This is a genomic window from Streptomyces sp. CNX435, from assembly GCF_059570575.1.
Genome location: NZ_JCANTA010000004.1, coordinates 181,208 through 199,232 on the forward strand (window position 1 = coordinate 181,208; position 18,025 = coordinate 199,232).

14 protein-coding genes are annotated in these 18,025 nt (G+C 71.1%); 1 reads left to right on the top strand and 13 read right to left on the bottom strand.

Annotated elements, in window-relative coordinates; all coding sequences use genetic code 11:
- The first annotated feature begins 170 nt into the window (after positions 1-170).
- Positions 171-2,300: a peptidoglycan binding domain-containing protein gene (locus T328_RS09800; protein ID WP_496495545.1), complete on the top strand. Its 2,130-nt coding sequence runs from the start codon at positions 171-173 to the stop codon at positions 2,298-2,300.
- A 135-nt stretch (positions 2,301-2,435) separates the two neighbouring features.
- On the opposite strand, the gene T328_RS09805 is transcribed toward T328_RS09800, so the two are convergent.
- From T328_RS09805 to T328_RS09865, 13 genes are all read right to left on the bottom strand, one after another.
- Positions 2,436-2,594 (bottom strand): hypothetical protein, encoded by a 159-nt coding sequence (locus T328_RS09805; protein ID WP_496495546.1) that lies wholly within the window; start codon positions 2,592-2,594, stop codon positions 2,436-2,438.
- Between the two features lie 29 nt (positions 2,595-2,623).
- Positions 2,624-3,781, bottom strand: a complete 1,158-nt coding sequence (locus tag T328_RS09810; protein ID WP_496495547.1) for a hypothetical protein — start codon at positions 3,779-3,781, stop codon at positions 2,624-2,626.
- A gap of 121 nt (positions 3,782-3,902) precedes the next feature.
- Complete coding sequence (locus T328_RS09815) at positions 3,903-4,985, bottom strand: ABC transporter ATP-binding protein (protein ID WP_496495548.1); 1,083 nt, start codon at positions 4,983-4,985, stop codon at positions 3,903-3,905.
- A gap of 270 nt (positions 4,986-5,255) precedes the next feature.
- Positions 5,256-6,263 (bottom strand): ABC transporter ATP-binding protein, encoded by a 1,008-nt coding sequence (locus T328_RS09820; RefSeq protein WP_496495549.1) that lies wholly within the window; start codon positions 6,261-6,263, stop codon positions 5,256-5,258.
- A 7-nt stretch (positions 6,264-6,270) separates the two neighbouring features.
- Positions 6,271-7,233 carry an ABC transporter permease gene (locus tag T328_RS09825; protein ID WP_496495550.1) on the bottom strand — a complete coding sequence of 321 codons (963 nt, stop codon included), beginning with the start codon at positions 7,231-7,233 and terminating at the stop codon, positions 6,271-6,273.
- On the bottom strand, positions 7,226-8,149 hold the full coding sequence (locus T328_RS09830; RefSeq protein WP_496495551.1) for an ABC transporter permease: 924 nt from the start codon (positions 8,147-8,149) through the stop codon (positions 7,226-7,228). Before T328_RS09830 ends, T328_RS09825 begins: the two co-directional genes overlap by 8 nt.
- Before the next feature lie 67 nt (positions 8,150-8,216).
- The gene (locus T328_RS09835) at positions 8,217-9,860 is read right to left on the bottom strand and encodes a peptide ABC transporter substrate-binding protein (protein ID WP_496495552.1); all 1,644 of its coding nucleotides are present in this window, start codon (positions 9,858-9,860) and stop codon (positions 8,217-8,219) included.
- 143 nt (positions 9,861-10,003) lie between these two features.
- Positions 10,004-11,908 carry a translational GTPase TypA gene (gene typA, locus T328_RS09840; RefSeq protein WP_496495553.1) on the bottom strand — a complete coding sequence of 635 codons (1,905 nt, stop codon included), beginning with the start codon at positions 11,906-11,908 and terminating at the stop codon, positions 10,004-10,006.
- Positions 11,909-12,055: 147 nt separating this feature from the next.
- A complete protein-coding gene (locus tag T328_RS09845) occupies positions 12,056-12,325 on the bottom strand; it encodes a DUF3349 domain-containing protein (protein ID WP_496495554.1) in 270 nt (89 codons plus the stop codon).
- A 5-nt stretch (positions 12,326-12,330) separates the two neighbouring features.
- On the bottom strand, positions 12,331-12,831 hold the full coding sequence (locus tag T328_RS09850) for a hypothetical protein (RefSeq protein ID WP_496495555.1): 501 nt from the start codon (positions 12,829-12,831) through the stop codon (positions 12,331-12,333).
- Positions 12,828-12,953 carry a hypothetical protein gene (locus tag T328_RS09855; protein WP_496495556.1) on the bottom strand — a complete coding sequence of 42 codons (126 nt, stop codon included), beginning with the start codon at positions 12,951-12,953 and terminating at the stop codon, positions 12,828-12,830. Before T328_RS09855 ends, T328_RS09850 begins: the two co-directional genes overlap by 4 nt.
- 36 nt (positions 12,954-12,989) lie before the next feature.
- The gene (locus T328_RS09860) at positions 12,990-13,472 is read right to left on the bottom strand and encodes a hypothetical protein (protein WP_496495557.1); all 483 of its coding nucleotides are present in this window, start codon (positions 13,470-13,472) and stop codon (positions 12,990-12,992) included.
- A 24-nt stretch (positions 13,473-13,496) separates the two neighbouring features.
- Positions 13,497-17,969 (bottom strand): DUF6531 domain-containing protein, encoded by a 4,473-nt coding sequence (locus T328_RS09865; RefSeq protein WP_496495558.1) that lies wholly within the window; start codon positions 17,967-17,969, stop codon positions 13,497-13,499.
- Positions 17,970-18,025: the final 56 nt, after the last annotated feature.

Genomic DNA, 18,025 nt, shown 5'->3' on the forward strand with positions numbered 1-18,025 from the left:
CGCCGAGCTGCCCGCGAGTGCCGTGACGGGCGGCGGAGCACTACGGGAGACCTGCCGTGAGCCGAGAGAATGACAGTCCGCAATCCGGTCCCGAGGGACGCGGCGACGCCGCGTATCCGTCGGGGACCCCGCCGTACGCGGGACCGGACTCGCCGACCGCCGGTCCCCCCGTGCCCGCTCCGGGCACCGGGGCGGGCCCGGACGGCGACGCGGGCGTTCCCGCGACCGAGACGACGCTGACGACCCGGATCCGGATCAACATCCCCGGTTCCCGGCCGATCCCGCCCGTCGTGGTGCGCAAGCCCCTCGAAGACGGGGCGGAGGACCCCGACGGCGCCGGCGCCCCCGCGCCCCCGCCCGGCCCGGCGGAGGCCGCCGCGGCGTCCGCGAACGGGCAGGGCGGCGACGCCAAGCCGGCGACGAGCGACTGGTTCGCCCCCCGCAAGACGCCGAAGGACACGACGTCCGCGCAGGGCGCCCCCGAGGCGGCGCCCCCGGCGCCCGCCGGACCGCCGCCTGGCCCGCCGCCGATGAACCCCCCCGCGGGCCCCACGGGCACCACGGACGGCTCCGGGATGCAGTTCCCCGCCTTCGCGCCCCCGGGCGGGCCGGGTGGGCCGGGTGGGCTCGGCGGGCCGATAGACACCCCGCCGGTCGGCGTCCCGCCGGCGCACCCGGCGCCCACGGACACCGGGTCCGTGGAGGTGCCGGTGAGCGAGAGCGGCCACGGCTTCGCCGGGGACGACCCGGCGAACGCCCTGCCGGTACGCCCCACTCCGGCCGGCGGCACGCCCCGCGGCGGCCCCGGCAGCCCCGGCGGACCGGCCGGTCCCGGCGGCGTACCCGCCGGCCCGACGTCGGGTCCCGCCACCGGCAGCATGCCGCTCAAGCCCGCCGCCCCGGCCGCCGGCCGCACCCTGCGCGGCCCCGCCGCGCCGCCGGCGCCCACCGGCGGCATGGGCGACACCGCCGTCGGCGGCATCCCCGCGGTGCCGCCGGGCCCCGACCCCACTCCGGCGCACGGAGTGCCGCAAGGCCCCGGGCACACGCCGGCCCACGGCGTACCGCAGGCCGGCCCGCCGCGCCACGGCCCCGGGCACACCCCGACGCACGGCATCCCGCAGGGCGGCCCCGGCCCGGAGGGCCCGCGGTACCCCCAGGAGGCCACGCCCGCACCGGGGTTCATGCCCCCCGGGCAGCCGCCGATCGGCCCCGGCCCCGGCGCCGCGCCGCCCCCCGGCCCTGGTCCCGGCCCTGTACCCGTACCGGGCAGCGACTCCCCGCCCGTGCCGCCGCCCGCCCCCGCCTCCGCCGCCCGCTCCCGCTCCGGGAGCCCGGCGGGCCGGGCCCCCCGCGGCGACCGCAAGAAGCTCGCCGTCATGGCCGGCGCCGGCGTGTTCGGGGTGCTCTGCATCGCGTACGGCGCCGGGCTCGTCCTCAACAACGACGACGTGCCGAAGGGCACGACCGTCCTCGGCGTCGACATCGGCGGCAGCTCCCGCGACCAGGCGGTGTCCAAGCTCGACGCCGCCCTCCAGGAGCGTACGAAGGCGCCGCTCGTCCTGCGCGTCGGCGACGACGAGCAGGAGCTGACATTGCAGTCTGCGGGCCTCGGCATCGACACCGCGGAGAGCGTCCGCTCGGCGATGGGCAGCGACTACAACCCGGTGTCCGTCATCGGCTCGCTCTTCGGCGGCTCCCGCGAGGTCGACCCGGCGATGGTCGACGACGAGGACAAGCTCCGCGCCCAGCTGCAGGAGATCGCCGACGAGACGGGCGGCGGCAAGGACGGCATGATCCGGTTCGTCGACGGCGAGGCGGTGCCCGTGAAGGGCGAGCCGCATGAGGCCGTGGACGTGGACAAGTCCATGAGCGCGGTGCAGGAGGCGTTCGACGAGCGCGCCGCCGGCGGTGCGAACGAGCCGGTGACGCTGCCGGTCTCGCAGCAGGAACCGGCCGTCAGCCAGGCGGAGTTCGACTCCGCGATGAACGGATTCGCCAAGACCGCCATGTCCGGCAGCGTCTTCGTGCAGGCGGGCGACGCTTACATCGAGTTCAGCCCGGAGAACTCGATCTCGCAGTTCCTGACGATGCAGGCGACGCCGGACGGCAAGCTGGCGCCGAAGTTCGACCTGGAGAAGCTGGAGGAGCTCTACGGCCGCACCTTCGTCGGGCTCCTCGTCCAGCGCGGCGACGGCAGCAAGACGGAGATCACGCCGAACGACGTGGCGAGCGCCTTGATGGGCCCGCTGCGCGCGACGGACCCGGAGAAGCGGGTGGGTGTCATCGACATCGACTGACACCTCCGGCACGAGTCGCCTCCGGCGCGGGCCGCCTCCGGCGCGGGCGGCCGGAGGCGGATGGGGCGCCGACGACGTACGACGACGGGCCCCGCGGTGCTGCCACGGGGCCCGTCCGCCGTACTGCAGGGGGCGTCAGGCGTGACGTCGCCTGCGGGCCACCACGACGACCCCGGCGCCGAGGGCGGCCAGGCCGCCGAGGCCGGAGCCAAGCGCGAGCCGCCTCCGGCGCGGGCGGCCGGAGACGGACGAGGCGCCCACGACGTACGACGACGGGCCCCGCGGTGCTGCCACGGGGCCCATCCGCCGCGCTGCAGGGAGCGTCACGCTTGACGTCGCCTGCGGGCCACCACGACAGCCCCGGCGCCAAGGGCAGCGAGGCCGCCGAGGCCGGAGCCAAGCGCGAGCCAGAAGTCGGCGCCGGTGTGTGACAGTTGCGCGGCGGCCTTGTCGGCATCGGCCTCGTAGTCGAAGTCGTACGCGGAAGCAGGGGTACGGCGATCGGGCGGCTCGAAGCCGTCGCCGTCCTCGTTGATCCCGCCCGCGGCCCCCGCCCCGGAGTCGTCGGTCGCGCCGGGCGCCGGGGCCGCGGAAGCGGGGGGTTCGGCGGCGGGGGTCTCGGGGTGGGGGACATCGGTGCGGGGGCGTGCAGCCTCGGGGGCCTCGGCCGCGGAGACTACGGCGGCGGGGTGTTCGGCCGCAGGGGCTTCGCGCCTGAGGAGTAGGGACAGGGGCGGTTCGACCGCGGGGAGTTCGGCCGCGGAGGCTTCAGGGCGGGAGAATTCCGCCCCGGCGCGTTCGGCGCGGGAGAGTTCGGCCGCGGGGAATCCCGCCCCGGAGCGTTCGGCACGGGAGGGTTCGACCGCGGGGAGTTCCGCCTCGGAGCGTTCGGCTGCGGAGGGCTGGGGGCGGGAGGGCTCAGCCGCGGAGTCTTCGGCGCGGGAGGGTTCTGCCGCGGAGGGCTGGGCCTCTGAGCGTTCGGCGCGGGAGGACTCGGCCGCGGGGAATTCGGCCCCGGTCGCCGGCCCGCCGGTCTCGGTGCCGCCGGGTGCCGCAGCGTCGGCCCGGCTGCCCGGCGTCCCGGCGTCGGCCTCCTCGTCCTCGAACTCCGCCCCCGGGACCGCGGATTCTGCGTCGGACCCGGCCCGCTCCGACCCGGCCTCCACCTCCACCTCCACCTCCGGCACCGGCAGCCCGGCCTCACTCTCGACCGCGCTCTCCGAACCTCCGGAGGCCGGGGCTCCGGTCTCCGCGCCCGCATCCGCCGCGGAGCCGGCCGGCCCGTACCCCTCCCAGAAGCCCTCCTCCCCCGCCCCCTCCACCACATCCGCCACAGGCACCTCCCACCCCTCCGGCACCAGCTCCACGGCCCCGGCGGCGGCCGGCGCCGCGTGGACGGCCGGCGTCGCGCCCGCAAGGGCCGACGCGGCGAGCAGCGCCCCACTCAGCACGCGGAGCCGACGGCGTGACAAACGCTTCATGGTGGACGTCCTCTGCTCGGTGACGGGGCATCAGTGGCCGACGCCCACCATCGCTATCACTAATACGCGATAAAACCGACTAACCAGACTTCCCTCTCTCCGGCAGATTCGCCCCGTCGGCCTACGCGCTCCCCGGCGGCTTCTCCTCGTCCTCCCACTCCGCCGCGAAGTGGCACGCCGACGGGTGCGCCACCGCCCCCTCCGCCTCCCGGAACCACGGCGGCACGTCCAGCGCCGGGTCCTTCTCCGCGCACACCGGCTGCGCCTTCCAGCACCGCGTCCGGAACCGGCACCCCGACGGCGGGTCCGCCGGCGACGGCACGTCGCCGGCAAGCAGGATCCGCCCCCGCGTCTCCCGCGCCTCGGGGTCGGGCACCGGCACCGCCGAGAGCAGCGCCTGCGTGTACGGGTGCGTGGCGTGCTCGTAGATCGCCGTGTCCGTGCCGGACTCCACGATCCGGCCCAGGTACATGACCGCGACCCGGTCCGAGATGTGCCGGACGACGGACAGGTCGTGAGCGATGAAGATGTACGACAGGTGGAACTCGTCCTGCAGCCGCTCCAGCAGGTTCACCACCTGCGCCTGCACGGACACGTCGAGCGCCGAGACCGGTTCGTCCGCGACGATGACCTCCGGCCGCAGCGCGAGCCCGCGCGCGATCCCGATCCGCTGCCGCTGCCCGCCGGAGAACTGGTGCGGGTAGCGGTTGATGTGCTCGGGGTTGAGGCCGACGACGTCCAGCAGTTCCTGCACCCGCGCCCGCCGGCTGCCCTTGGGCGCTACCTCGGGATGGATGTCGTACGGCTCGCCGACGATGTCGCCGACGGTCATCCGCGGGTTGAGCGAGGTGTACGGGTCCTGGAAGACCATCTGGATGTTGCGCCGCACCGCCCGCAGCGCGCGCCCGGACAGCCGGGTGATGTCCTCGCCCTTGTACCGGATCCGGCCGGCCGTCGGCCGCTCCAGGCTGACCAGCATCTTGGCGATGGTCGACTTGCCGCAGCCGGACTCGCCGACGATGCCGAGGGTTTCGCCGCGGCGGAGGTCGAAGGAGACGCCGTCGACGGCCTGCACGGCACCGATCAGCCGGTGGAAGACGATCCCCTGGGTGAGAGGGAAGTGCTTGACGAGGTCGCGCACTTCGAGGATGGTCTCCCCGCCCGGCGCGTCCGGCCGCGTCTCGGTCACCTCGGGGCTGGTCATACGGTGGCCTCGCCGGCCGGGCCATACCCGGACGGGCGCAGGCCCGAGCCGCCCGGTCCCACGCCGCCCGGTCCCACGCCGGGAAACCCCGAAAGAGGGCAACGCCGAGGCTCATCCCCTCGCGGCACCTCACGAGTGACACGCGCAATGGCCTCGCAGGCCCGGCCATACCCGGACCAACGCCCGCCCACCGAGCCGCCCGACCCCACCACCCGAACCACCCAAAACAAAGAAGGCGGCCCATCCGGCACACCTTCCCCCCACGACACCTCACGGCTGATCATGCAACTGGTCCCTCCAGAAGTGACACGCGCTCCCCCGCCCGGCGAGAGGGCGCCCCGCGTCGTCCGTCACCTCGTACAGCGGCGGGCGGTCGGTCAGGCAGACGTCCTGGACGCGGGGGCAGCGGGGGTTGAAGGGGCAGCCCGGGGGGATGGCGAGCAGGCTGGGCGGGGTGCCGCGGATGGCGCTCAGCTCCTGGCCCTTCTGGTCCAGCCGCGGGATGGAGTCCAGCAGCCCGCGGGTGTACGGGTGCGCCGGCGCCTTGTACAGGTCGTGTACGGGCGCCGTCTCCATGATCCGGCCCGCGTACATGACCGCGATCTTGTCGGCGACGTCCGCGACCACGCCCAGGTCGTGGGTGATGAGGATGAGCCCCATCCCCGTCTCCTCGCGCAGCTCCGCGAGCAGGTCCATCACCTGCGCCTGCACGGTCACGTCGAGGGCCGTCGTCGGCTCGTCCGCGATGATCAGCTCCGGGCCGAGCGCCAGCGCCATCGCGATCATGATCCGCTGCCGCATGCCGCCGGAGAACTGGTGCGGGTAGTCGTCGACCCGCTCCCGGGCGGCCGGGATCCGTACCCGTTCCATCAGCTCGATCGCCCCGGCCCTGGCCGTCGACCGGCTTGCGCCGCGGTGTACGCGGAACATCTCGCCCAGCTGGAAGCCCACGCTCAGCACCGGGTTGAGCGACGACAGCGCGTCCTGGAAGATCATCGCCATCCGCTCGCCGCGCACCCTGCGCCGCGCCTCGCGGCCCAGCGTCAGCAGGTCCTCGCCCTGGAAGAGCACTTGCCCGCCGGTGACGAACCCGGGCGGCGAGTCGAGGATGCCCATCACCGCCTGCGCGGTGACGGACTTGCCCGAGCCGGACTCGCCGAGCACCGCCAGCGTCTCGCCCGCCGCCACGTCGTACGAGACGCCGTTGACGGCGTTCGCCACCCCTTCCCGGGTGCGGAACTCCACCTGCAGGTCGCGGACGTCGAGCAGCGCGGTCACGGGCACCTCACCTGAGCTTCGGATCGAGCGCGTCGCGCACCGCGTCGCCGAGCATGATGAACGCCAGCACGGTCAGGCTCAGCGCCCCGGCCGGCCACAGCAGGGCGTGCGGCGCGTTGCGGATCTGCTGCGAGGCGGTGGAGATGTCGCCGCCCCAGGAGACGGTCGGCGGCTTGAGGCCGACGCCGAGGAACGACAGCGTCGCCTCCAGCGCCACGTACGTACCGAGGGCGATGGTCGCGACGACGATGATCGGCGCGATCGCGTTGGGCAGCACGTGCCGCAGCATGATGCGCCCGGTGGAGGCGCCGAGCGTGCGGGCGGCCTGCACGTAGTCGTTCTGCTTGGCCGTGATCACCGAGCCGCGCGCGATCCGCGCCACCTGCGGCCAGCCCAGCAGCACGATCAGCCCGATCACCGGCCAGACCGACCCGCTCTTGATCACGGAGAGGAAGACCAGGCCGCCCAGCAGGATCGGGATGCCGAAGAACACCTCGGTGATACGGGACAGGACCGCGTCGCCCCAGCCGCCGAAGAAGCCGGCGAGGCCGCCGAGTACGGTGCCGAGGACGGCGGCGCCGAGGGTCGCCAGGGTGCAGACGGTCAGCGAGGCGCGGGCGCCGTAGACGGTGCGGTTGTAGACGTCGCAGCCCTGGCTGTCGAAGCCGAAGGGGTGCCCGGACTCGGCCCCGAGGTTGCGCTTGGCGATGTCGCAGTCGTACGGGCTGCCGGTGGCCACCACGCCGGGCCACAGGGAGATGAAGATCAGGAAGAGGATCAGCAGCCCGGCGACGACGAAGACGGGGTTGCGGCTCAGGTCGTGCCAGGCGTCGGACCACAGGCTGCGGGCCGGCTGGTCCGTGGCGGCGGTGCCGTCGTGCTCGGCCTGCAGGACGTCGCTGCCGGGCAGCGTCTCCGCCTCCTGGGTCGCGAAGTCCGCCCGCTGCTTCTCCTCGTAGCGCTCAGGCATAGCGGATCCGGGGGTCGAGGACCGCGTACAACACGTCCACCAGCAGGTTCGCGAGCAGGTAGACGATGACGAGGACGGTCACGAAGCCGACGACCGTGGGGGCGTTCTGCCGCAGCACGCCCTGCCAGAGCTGGTAGCCGACGCCCTGGATGTTGAAGATCCGCTCGGTGACGATCGCGCCGCCCATGAGGTTGCCGATGTCGATGCCGATGAAGGTCACGACCGGGATGAGGGAGTTGCGCAGCAGGTGGCGGACGGTGATGCGGCGGCGCGGCAGGCCCTTGGCGACGGCGGTGCGGACGTAGTCGGCGCGGGCGTTCTCGGCCACGGAGGTACGGGTCAGCCGCGTGGTGTACGCCAGCGACACCAGCGCCAGCACCACGGCCGGCAGGATCAGCTCGTCCAGCGGCGCCTCGGCCGACACCGCGGGCTTGACCCAGCCCCACCTGACGCCGAGCAGGTACTGCAGCACGTAGCCGGTGACGAACGTCGGGATGGAGATGACCACCAGCGTGACGAACAGCACCCCCGTGTCCACCGCCCGGCCGCGCCTGAGCCCGGAGATCACGCCGAGGGTGATGCCGATGATCATCTCGAAGAGCACGGCGAGCAGGGCGAGCCGGACGGTGATCGGCCACGCGCTGCGCATCAGGTCCAGCACCGGCTGACCGTTGAACGCCTGGCCGAAGTCGCCGGTGAAGATGTTGCCCATGTAGAGCACGTATTGCTGCCACAGGGGCTTGTCGAGGTTGAGGTCCCTGCGGATCTGCGCCGCGGTCGCGGGGTCGGGCGCCCGGTCGCCGAACATGGCGGCGACCGGGTCGCCGAGCGCGTACACCATGAAGAAGATGAGGAACGTGGTGCCGATGAACACCGGGATCATCTGCAGCAGCCGCCGGATCACGTAGCGGCCCATGGCGCCCCTCCTCTCCTCGCGTGTCCGCTCCTCCCGTCACCGCGGCGGCGGACCGCCGTGCGTGCAGCTAGTCGACCTTGATGTCCGGGTAGTACGGCACGCTGAAGGGGTCGAGCCTGACGTCGGAGACCCGCTCGGAGTGGCCGGCGATGCCGTTCTGGTACCACAGCGGGATCGCCGGTACGTCCTCGGCGAGCAGCCGCTCCGCCTCCTTGTACGTCTCGACGGCGGCGGCGGTGTCCTCGGCGGCGTTGGCCTGGTCGAGGAGGTCGTCGAACTTCTTGTTGCTGTACTCGCCGTCGTTGGAGGACGCGCCGGTGTAGTACGTGGGCGCGAGGAAGTTCTCGATCAGCGGGTAGTCCATCTGCCAGCCGGAGCGGAACGGGCCGGTGAACTCGCGGTCCACGACCTGGGTGCGGAAGTCCGCGAAGGTGCCGACCGGGTCGACGACGCAGGCGTTCTCCTTGCCGAGCGTCTTGTTGATGCTGTTGCAGACCGCGTCCATCCACTCCTTGTGCGAGCCGGTGTCGACGTTGGAGGAGATCGTCAGCTTGCCGCCGGGGAGGCCGCCGGCGTCCTCGATCAGCTTCTTGGCCCGCTCCGGGTCGAACGTGCACAGGTCGCCGCAGATCGTGTCGTCGAAGCCGCCCTTCTCACCGATGACCGGGGAGGTCCAGTCCTTGGCGGGGATGCGGGTGTCGTTGTAGATCTGCTTGGTGATCTGCTCGCGGTCGATCGCCATGGAGATCCCGCGGCGCAGGTCGACCTTGTCGTCTCCGCCCCAGCCGTCGTCGTAGAGCGGGTAGGCGAGGGTCTGGATGATGCCGGCCTTCTGGTTGATGAAGCGGTCGCCGAGGTCGCTCTCGGCGTTGGCGAGCTGGCCGGCGGGCAGTTCGTCGGAGACGTCGAGGTTGCCGGCCTGGAGGTCGGTGTAGGCCGTGTTCTGGTCGGTGTAGACCTTCAGCTCGATGCCGTCGTTCTTGGCCGTGTCGTCGCCCCGGTACCTGTTGTCCTTGACGAGCTTCATCGACGTGCCCTTGGAGTACGAGTCGATCTTGTACGGGCCGTTGCCGATGGGCTTGTCGAGGTACGCGTCGTGGTCGTCGAAGAACGCCTGCGGGAGCGGCGCGAAGGCCGGGTAGCCGAGGGTGTCGGGCCAGATGGCGAACTTCTGCGACAGCTTGACGGTAAACGTCTGGTCGTCGACGACTTTCAGCCCGGACAGCTTCTGCGCGGTCGGTTCGGCGCCCTCGTCGGTCGGGTGGACCGCGTCGTAGCCCTCGATGTACTGGAAGAAGGTGCTGTTGACCTGCTGGTTCTTGATGTTGGCGGCGTAGTTCCAGGCGTCGGTGAAGGACTTGGCGGTGACCGGCTCGCCGTTGCTGAACCGGTGGCCCTTCTTGACCTTGACCGTCCAGTTCTGCCGGTCGTCGCTCTCGATGGACTCGGCGAGCATGTTCTGCGGCTCGGCGGTCTCCGGGTCGTACGTGACGAGCCCGCGGGTGATCAGCTTGAGGACCTTGCCGCCCTGGACCTCGTTGACGTTCGCCGGCTCCAGCGGGTTCTGCGGGTCGCCCCACTGCGCGGTGACGATGTCGCCTCCGCCCGACGAACCGCCGCCGCCGTCACCGCTGTCACTGCCGCAGCCGGTCGCGGCGAGCGCGGCGCAGACGACGCAGGCGGTCCACGAGGCGCGGGTGGCTCGGCGCATTGGTGCCTCCCAGGGGTCCCAAGTATCACTTAAGTGACATAAGACCCCATAGGGAGCATTCGCGCTTCCGGGGCACGCCATCGGGGGAACACAACCCCCCGGATGGAGCGCGCGCCGTGAGCCGGGCCGGGGGCGGCTTTGTACTACGCGGTCGCGGGTGACGCGTGCTTCGCCCGCGAGGCCGCCCGCGCGCGCTCGCGACCGTCCAGCACCACCTTGCGGATCCGCACCGTGTCCGGCGTGACCTCCACGCACTCGCCGTCCCGGCAGAACTCCAGCGACTGCTCCAGCGACAGCTTCCGCGGCGGGACGATCGACTCGGCGATGTCCGCGGTGGAGGAACGGACGTTGCTGAGCTTCTTCTCCTTGGTGATGTTGACGTCCATGTCGTCGGAGCGGGAGTTCTCCCCGACGATCATGCCCTCGTACACCTCCGTGCCCGGCTCCACGAACAGCGTCCCGCGCTCCTGCAGGTTCGTCATCGCGAACGCCGTCACCGCGCCCGTCCGGTCCGCGACCAGCGACCCGCTGCTGCGCGTGCGCAGCTCGCCGACCCAGGGCTCGTGGCCCTCGAAGATCGAGTGCGCGATGCCGGTGCCGCGGGTCTGGGTCAGGAACTCCGTACGGAAGCCGATGAGCCCGCGCGAGGGCACGACGAACTCCATCCGGACCCAGCCGGAGCCGTGGTTCGTCATCGTCTCCATCCGGCCCTTGCGGGCGGCGAGGAGCTGCGTGATCGCGCCGAGGTGCTCCTCCGGGGCGTCGATCGTCATCCGCTCGAAGGGCTCGTGGACCTTGCCGTCGACCTCCTTGGTGACCACCTCGGGCTTGCCGACGGTCAGCTCGAAGCCCTCCCGGCGCATCGTCTCCACCAGGATCGCCAGCGCCAGCTCACCGCGGCCCTGCACCTCCCAGGTGTCCGGCCGCTCGGTGGGCAGGACGCGCAGCGACACGTTGCCGACGAGCTCGCGGTCGAGGCGGTCCTTGACCAGCCGGGCGGTCACCTTGTGCCCCTTGCTCTTCCCGCCGCCGACTCCCTTGCCGACCAGCGGCGAGGTGTTCGTCCCGATCGTCATCGAGATCGCCGGCTCGTCCACGGTGATCAGCGGCAGCGCGACCGGGTTCTCCGGGTCCGCGAGGGTCTCGCCGATCATGATGTCCGTGATGCCGGCGACCGCGCAGATGTCCCCCGGCCCGGCCAGCTGCGCGGGCCGGCGGGTCAGCGCGTCGGTCATCATCAGCTCGGTGATCCGGACGTTCTGCACGGTGCCGTCGCGCTTGATCCACGCGACCGTCTGCCCCTTCTTCAGCTCGCCCTGCTCCACGCGCAGCAGCGCGATGCGGCCGAGGAAGTTGTCGGCGTCGAGGTTCGTCACGTGCGCCTGCAGGGGGGCGTCCTCGTCGTACGAGGGCGCGGGGACGTAGTCCAGCACGGTGGAGAAGAACGGCTCCAGGCTGTCGCTGTCCGCCGGCACCGTGCCGTCCTCCGGCTGGGTCAGCGAGGCGACGCCGTCGCGGGCGCAGGCGTAGACGATGGGGAACTCGATCTGCTCCTCGTCCGCGTCGAGATCGAGGAAGAGGCCGTACGTGTCGTCCACGACCTCGGAGATCCGCGAGTCGGGCCGGTCCGTCTTGTTGATGCAGAGGATCACCGGCAGCCGCGCCTGCAGCGCCTTGCGCAGCACGAACCGCGTCTGCGGCAGCGGCCCCTCGGAGGCGTCCACCAGCAGCACGACGGCGTCGACCATGGACAGCCCGCGCTCGACCTCGCCGCCGAAGTCGGCGTGGCCGGGGGTGTCGATGATGTTGATGACGACCGTGTCCCCGCCGCCCTTGGGGTGGTACCTCACCGCCGTGTTCTTCGCGAGAATGGTGATGCCCTTCTCGCGCTCCAGGTCGCCGGTGTCCATGACCCGGTCGTCGACGGACTGCAGCTGGTGCTCGGCGAAGGCACCGGCCTGCTTGAGCATGGCGTCGACCAGGGTGGTCTTGCCGTGGTCGACGTGGGCGACGATGGCGACGTTGCGAATGTCCTGGCGCGTCGGCATGGCTGGGCGGTGCTCCCGGGCTAGAGGGGGTCTGCCGGGCGAATCAACCACGGCCATCCCTATCGTACGGGCCCCCACCGACACCCACCCCCCGCCGCCCCCGCCGCCGGCACCGGGGGCGGGGGCGGGGGCGCGGGCGCGCCGGGCTCAGTCCTCGTCCGGATCCCAGCCGTGCCGCTCAAGCCGCCCGCGGAGCACCGCGGCGCGCTCCCGCTGGGGCCGGGACAGCCGGCGGGCCGCGTCGTTCATCACCCGGTGGTGCTCGGCCCCCAGGAAGGCGGAGGCGACCACGCCCACGTTCCACTCGATGAGCCCCTCGGAGAGAACGGCCAGCAGAGGGAGGTAGTCCTCGTCCTCGATACCCGCCGGGAACGCCTCCTCCAGCATGGCCACGACCGGGATCAGATGCGACTCCACCGCGGTCACCCGGGCGTGACGGAGATCGACCAGAATTCTCCCCTGGAGATTCGGTGCGCCGAGTCGGGCAGCGGATCCGTGAGGACGTAGACCGCCACCCGGCCGCTCGGCGACTTGAACTGACTGAACTCTTTGCCGGAATAGTTCTCCATCCTGGTGAGGGGCAGGTCCGCACCTTCCAGGGATGCGGTCAGCTCCTCGATCCGCACACTGCTGCGGAAATCGCCGTATTTCTCCCGCAGGTACGCGGGGACGGAGCCTTCGCCTCCGTCGGAGAGCCGGTGGACCTGGATCGTGAAGCCGGAGCAACTCCACTGCTGGTCCACTCTGACGAAGAAGACCTCGACGAGCCCATAGTCCCGGCGCATGAACTTCTTGCGCTTGTCCTCCAGAAAGTCGCCGGGAAGGGCACGTTCCCACTCCTCCGGCGTGGAGTCCGCGGTCGGTCCCCCGATACCCTCGTGCTGCACAACCTGCCGGTACAGGTCGATGTCCGTCGCCGTCACATCTTCTCCAGCGCCTTGATCAAGAAGTGGATTTCGAGGGCCCGGTTCACCTTCGTACCGTACTCTCCAGCATTCATGGCGGCGCGCGCAGAAGAAGCCTTGGCTATGAGGTCCGCGCGCATTCTCGGATTGTTCTGCCCTCCCGGCTGCCCGCGACCTTACGAAGCGAAGCTCTCGCGCAGGTCGCGGAGAACGGTACCGGAGAAGGGATCGGTGGCCGGGTCGTCGGGGGTGAGGAGAGTGACCATGAAGAAGCCGGTGAGCATCAGGCCGATGGACTCGACCGACTCGGCGACCGCCTCCGGTACCCCGGAAACGCCGGTGACCGCACCAGCCGTCAGCGGTTGACGGTAGCGCGAGTAGAACAGGGCGAACGGTCCCTCGCCGGTGTCGTCCAGCGCGTACCCCTCGTCTTCCCAGTGCTGCTCCATCGCGGCGTCGCGGGCGAAGCCGAGGATGTTCGATTCGGACGCGTCCGGTTCCTCCGGCAGTTGCCAGCTGCCCAGCGCCGCGTCGTCCAGACGTTCCCCGTTCAGGGAGAGCTGCGGCCAGCGGCGCGTCCGGCGCACGAGGAACCTCCGCGCGGCCTCGGGAAACCCGAGGTCCGTGAGGAAGTCGGTGGGGTATCCGGTCAGATCCACGGTTGCTCCTGTTGCGATGCCGTCCTAGGGGGTCCAGCCAGAGGTGGGGCCGTGATAGGAGATCGCGCTCTTGGGGATATTGAGATCACCTGGGCTGTACCATACGTGCTTGCCCCGATCACCCCTGATCGCCTTGAAGAGGGCCTTGTCCATCTCGAATTCGATCATGTACTCCGACTTTTCCTTCGTGAGGCCGAGGAACGACTTGAAGCCGCCGGGCTTCTTCAGGATCTCCGCCGGGCTCATCGGGGTCACGTAGACACCGGTCGGGTGTCCCTTCGCCGGGGCACTGGCCTTGAGGAGAATGGCGTCCTTTCCGCCTCCGCTCATGATTCTTTGGTAGCTCTCCTTGGTGGTGAAGTGGCGGACGACCACCTTGCAGGGCGTCAGGCCCAGTGGGTCGATCTCGGTGAGCGGGTTGGCGACGTAGCCGTGGTGGTTCGGGGCCGGGTCGAGACCGAGGGGGTCAGGGCTGAGGTAGCGGGAGGTCTCGGGGTCGTAGTAGCGCTGGTTGTTGTAGTGGAGCCCGGACTCCGTGTCGCGGTACTGCCCGGGGAAGTCGAGTGGACAGTGCACGGCAGGCGTCGTCGCGTCGGCGGGGCCGCCCGCCAGGGGCCGCCCCCACAGCGTGGCCCGACGTTCCCATGCGACCGCGCCCTCGCGGTCCAGCAGGGAGGTAGGGGTGCCGGCGAGATCGGTGACGATGGCGAAGAAGCGGCGGTCCACCTCCTCCTGACCGAGTTCCGGGCCAGGTTCGGCGGGCCCTTCCACCTGGGTGAGCGGTCGGTCGGCCCCGGGTTCCCAGTCCCAGGTCGTCACCCGGCCGCCCGAGGTCTCCTCGGCCAGACGCGAGCCGTCCCAGGAGAAGACGGTCTCCTGCGTGATCACCGAGCCGTCCCGGCGGCGTTTGCCGATCCGGCGGCCGAGCGGATCGTACGCGTACTCCCACACGGCCCCGTCGGGACAGGTGAGAGTGAGAAGCCGGTCCTCGGCGTCCCACTCGTACGTCCATTCCCTCAGCTTGCCCGACAGCGTGCGCACGCTCTTACGGACCAGGCGGCCTTGACGGTCGTGCTCGTACCTGCTGCGACCGGCGGTGCGCAGCAGCGTGCCGGAGTACGTGAGAGGGGTGTCTTCCGCGGGCTCGGCGAACTGGTCACCGGCGCGGACCTCGGCCGCGGTGAGGTTGCCCAGCGAGTCGTACGCGTAGCGCTCGCTGTGCTCCGCCGAGGTGAGCGCGGTGACCCGGCCGAGGCCGTCCAGCGTCAGCTCGGCTGCCCCCGCACCGGTCATCCGGCCGGCCCCCCGGTAGCGGAAGTCCCGCTGCCGGGTACCGGCGTCCTGCACCAGCGTCTGCGACACGAGGCGTCTGCCCTGGTCCCAGACCTGCCGCAGCACGGCCGCCGGGCCCACGCGGCGCTCGATCTCGTCGCCCGAGGCGTCGCGGCGGAACGCGACGGTCGTCCCGGCGGTCGAGAGTGCGGCGACCCGGCCCTCGGGTGTCCACGACCAGTCGGAAACGGCGCCCGAGGGGGTCACCCGTCGCACGCGCCGGCCCACCGCGTCGTAGGTGCTGGTCACCGCCCGCTCGTTGCACTCCTCCGCCAGCAGGCGCCCGCACCGGTCATACACGAAACCGATCTCCGCGTGCCGGTTCGACGCGCGGACGAGACGTCCCGCGGCGTCGTAGCCGAAGCGGCTCACACCGTCCGCTGCGCGCTTCTCGACGGTGGCGCCGCTGGCGTCCCTGACGAACTCCGTCTCCTGCCCGGCGCCGTTGAGGTGGGCGACGACTTCCCCGGCGGCGTTGTAGCGGTACGTGAGGGACCGGCCGTTGTAGTCCGTCTCGCCGACCAACCGGGCCGCGTCGTCGTACCGGTACTCCCACGACTGCCCAAGCGGGTTGACGACCCGGCGCAGTGCGGTCTCCGTGTCGTACTCGATCACTGTCCGCTCGCCGAGGTGGTTGGTCACGGCGGTGGTGACGCCGAACGGTCCTACCTCCGTGCGTGTCCTGGCCCCGTTCGCGTCCACGTGCTCGACCAGGTTGCCCTCGGCGTCGTACGCCCACTCCTCCGTCTCCCCCGTGGCCCAGCGCCGCCGGGCGGGCAGGCCCTCCGGGGTCCACTCCGTTTCCGTGCGGGCGCCGCCCGGTTCGATGACCGCGCTGATCCGGCCGAAGGGGTCGTACTCGACGGTCGTCACGTTGCCCTCGGGATCCGTGATCCGGACCGGCAGTCCCAGGTCGGTCACCTCGACATGCCGGCGATGGCCCAGGGCGTCCGTGACGAGGCGCAGGGCGCCAGAGGCGTGATACTCGGAGGTCGCGACCGCATCGAGAGGGTCGGTCTCTTCGATGAGATTCCCGGCTTCGTCGTACGCGTAACGCCATTCGCCACCATCGGCCTCGATGATCCGCTCCGGCAGGCCCGGACCCGCGTAGGTCGCCCGGGCAACGGTGCCGTCGGGGTGGGTGATCTCCGTGACGTTGCCTTCGTCGTCGTGGGCGTACGACGTGCTGCGCCCGAGCGGGTCCGTCAGCCTGACGAGGCGGTCGTAGCGGTCCCACTCGCGCCTGGTCACGTTGCCCAGCGGGTCGGTCTCGGCGACCAGTTGGTAGGCGTCGTTGAACTGGTGGCGGCTCACCTTGCCCAGCGAGTTCGTCACCGTGGTCAGCCGGGCGTCGTCGTCATACGCGTAGGAGTAGTCGAGGAATCCGTCCGTCCCCCGGGTCGCCGTGCAGCGTCCGCGGTCGTCGTACTCGTACGAGTACCAGTATCCGATCCGGTCCCGCCATCCCGTGATCCGATGGCGGTCGTCGTAGGTGTACGTGAGCGGGTGGCCGGAGGAGTTCACGACCTCGGTGAGGTCTCCGTTGTCGTCGTAACCGAAGCGGACCAGTGCAGGGTCGTCCGGGGCGTCACGCAGGTGCAGAGCGGTGATCCGGCCGCCGGTGGTGGTGACGTCGACCGTGTAACCGCCCTCGTGCACGACCGCGGTGGGGGAGGCGTCGTCGTAGTCGACGGTGATGCGGTTGCCGTTGCGGTCGGTGAGCGCACGCAGCGGCAGGTCACCGGGCTCGCCCCCGGGCACAGGCTGGAAGTGCGCGGTCACCCCCGTCTCGGGGCGGGCCACCGTGATCAGTCCGCCCGGCGAGCTGTCCCACGTGAGTGGCCAGCGCGGACCTTCGACGGGCAGGACGGGCACCTCCGGTTCGGGCACCGGATAGTGCAGGACCATTCCGTCGTCGGTGACGTACTGCACTCCGGTGTCATCGAGGCACAGGCGCTGGTCGAGTGTCGAGGCCCAACTGCGACCGAACCACCGGCCGGTACGCACGCTCGTGCGGTGATGCCGCTCCAGGACCAGGGGGAGAACTCCCGGCAGCGACACGTCGGTGTCGGACATGACCATGTCGCCGGATGCGATGTCGATCGGATCGCCGCAGGTGAACAGCCCTTTGATGCCACGTGCACCCTTCCGGATGCCCTGCGCCAGGCCCTTGACGGCCGCGGTCATGCCCTTCAGACCGGTTTTGGCTGCGGCGAGGCCGCCTTTAAGGCCCTTGCCGAGTTTGGCGAGCGAGGTGATGCCCTTCATGCCGGGGATGCAGTCGAGGGCGGCGAAGGCGACATCCCACAGAGATGCCTGGCCGTTCATGTATTTCATGAGGGTGTCGGCGAGGACGACCAGGGCGGCGGCCAGCACCACCCACGCCAGCGGCCCGCCGATGATCAGGACGACGATCCCCAGCACCGCGACGATGACCTTGCAGACACTGACGATGGTGTCCCAGTTGTCCTTGACCCAGTCGACCGCGTTCTCCCACCAACTACGGTTCTGGATCCCCGCGTCGGACGCTTCCTCCAGCTTGTCCTTCGCCTCGGACGCGGCATCCTCACGCATCTGCTTCGCGTCCGCCGCCATCTTCTTCGCCGCTTCGAGGCCGGCTTCGGCGTTGTCCACCGCCGTCTGCGCCGAGGACTGCGCGGACTTGGCGTCGGTCGCATTCCGGGTGGCGGCACGTACCTCGGACTCGTCGGGCTTCTCCTTGCCCTCCTTCTCGTCGTACTCCTCGGTCTTCTCCGTCGCCCGGTCGACCCACGAATTCGCGGAGTCCAGGCGGCCGTTGGCGGCCGTCAGGTCGCTCTGCGCCTCCCGGCCCTTCGCCAGCGCCTTGTCCGCCAGCGACTGCGCACGCTCCAGTTTCGGCCAGTACGCCGCCAGCGCATCACCCGCCAGGTCGTACGAACGCTGCAGCTTCTTCAGGTTCTTGGGAACTTCCTCGAACTCGTCCTGGAACGCCTTCGCCGTCTTCCCCGCCCAGCGAAGCAGCGCGTCCTCACCGGCCATCCCCTTGATCTGCCGCAGCGCGTCCGCCACATCGTCGGCGAAGTCGTGCAGCTCACGGGCCAGTTGCTTCACCCGCTCCGGATCCCCCGGTGTCGGGTCGTCATCCAGGTCCAGCACATGCCAGTCCGTCGGACGAGTCCCCATAGCCGCAATCCCCCCGTACGCGGTACGCAATCCGAACGCAGACAACCAAGCGTTCT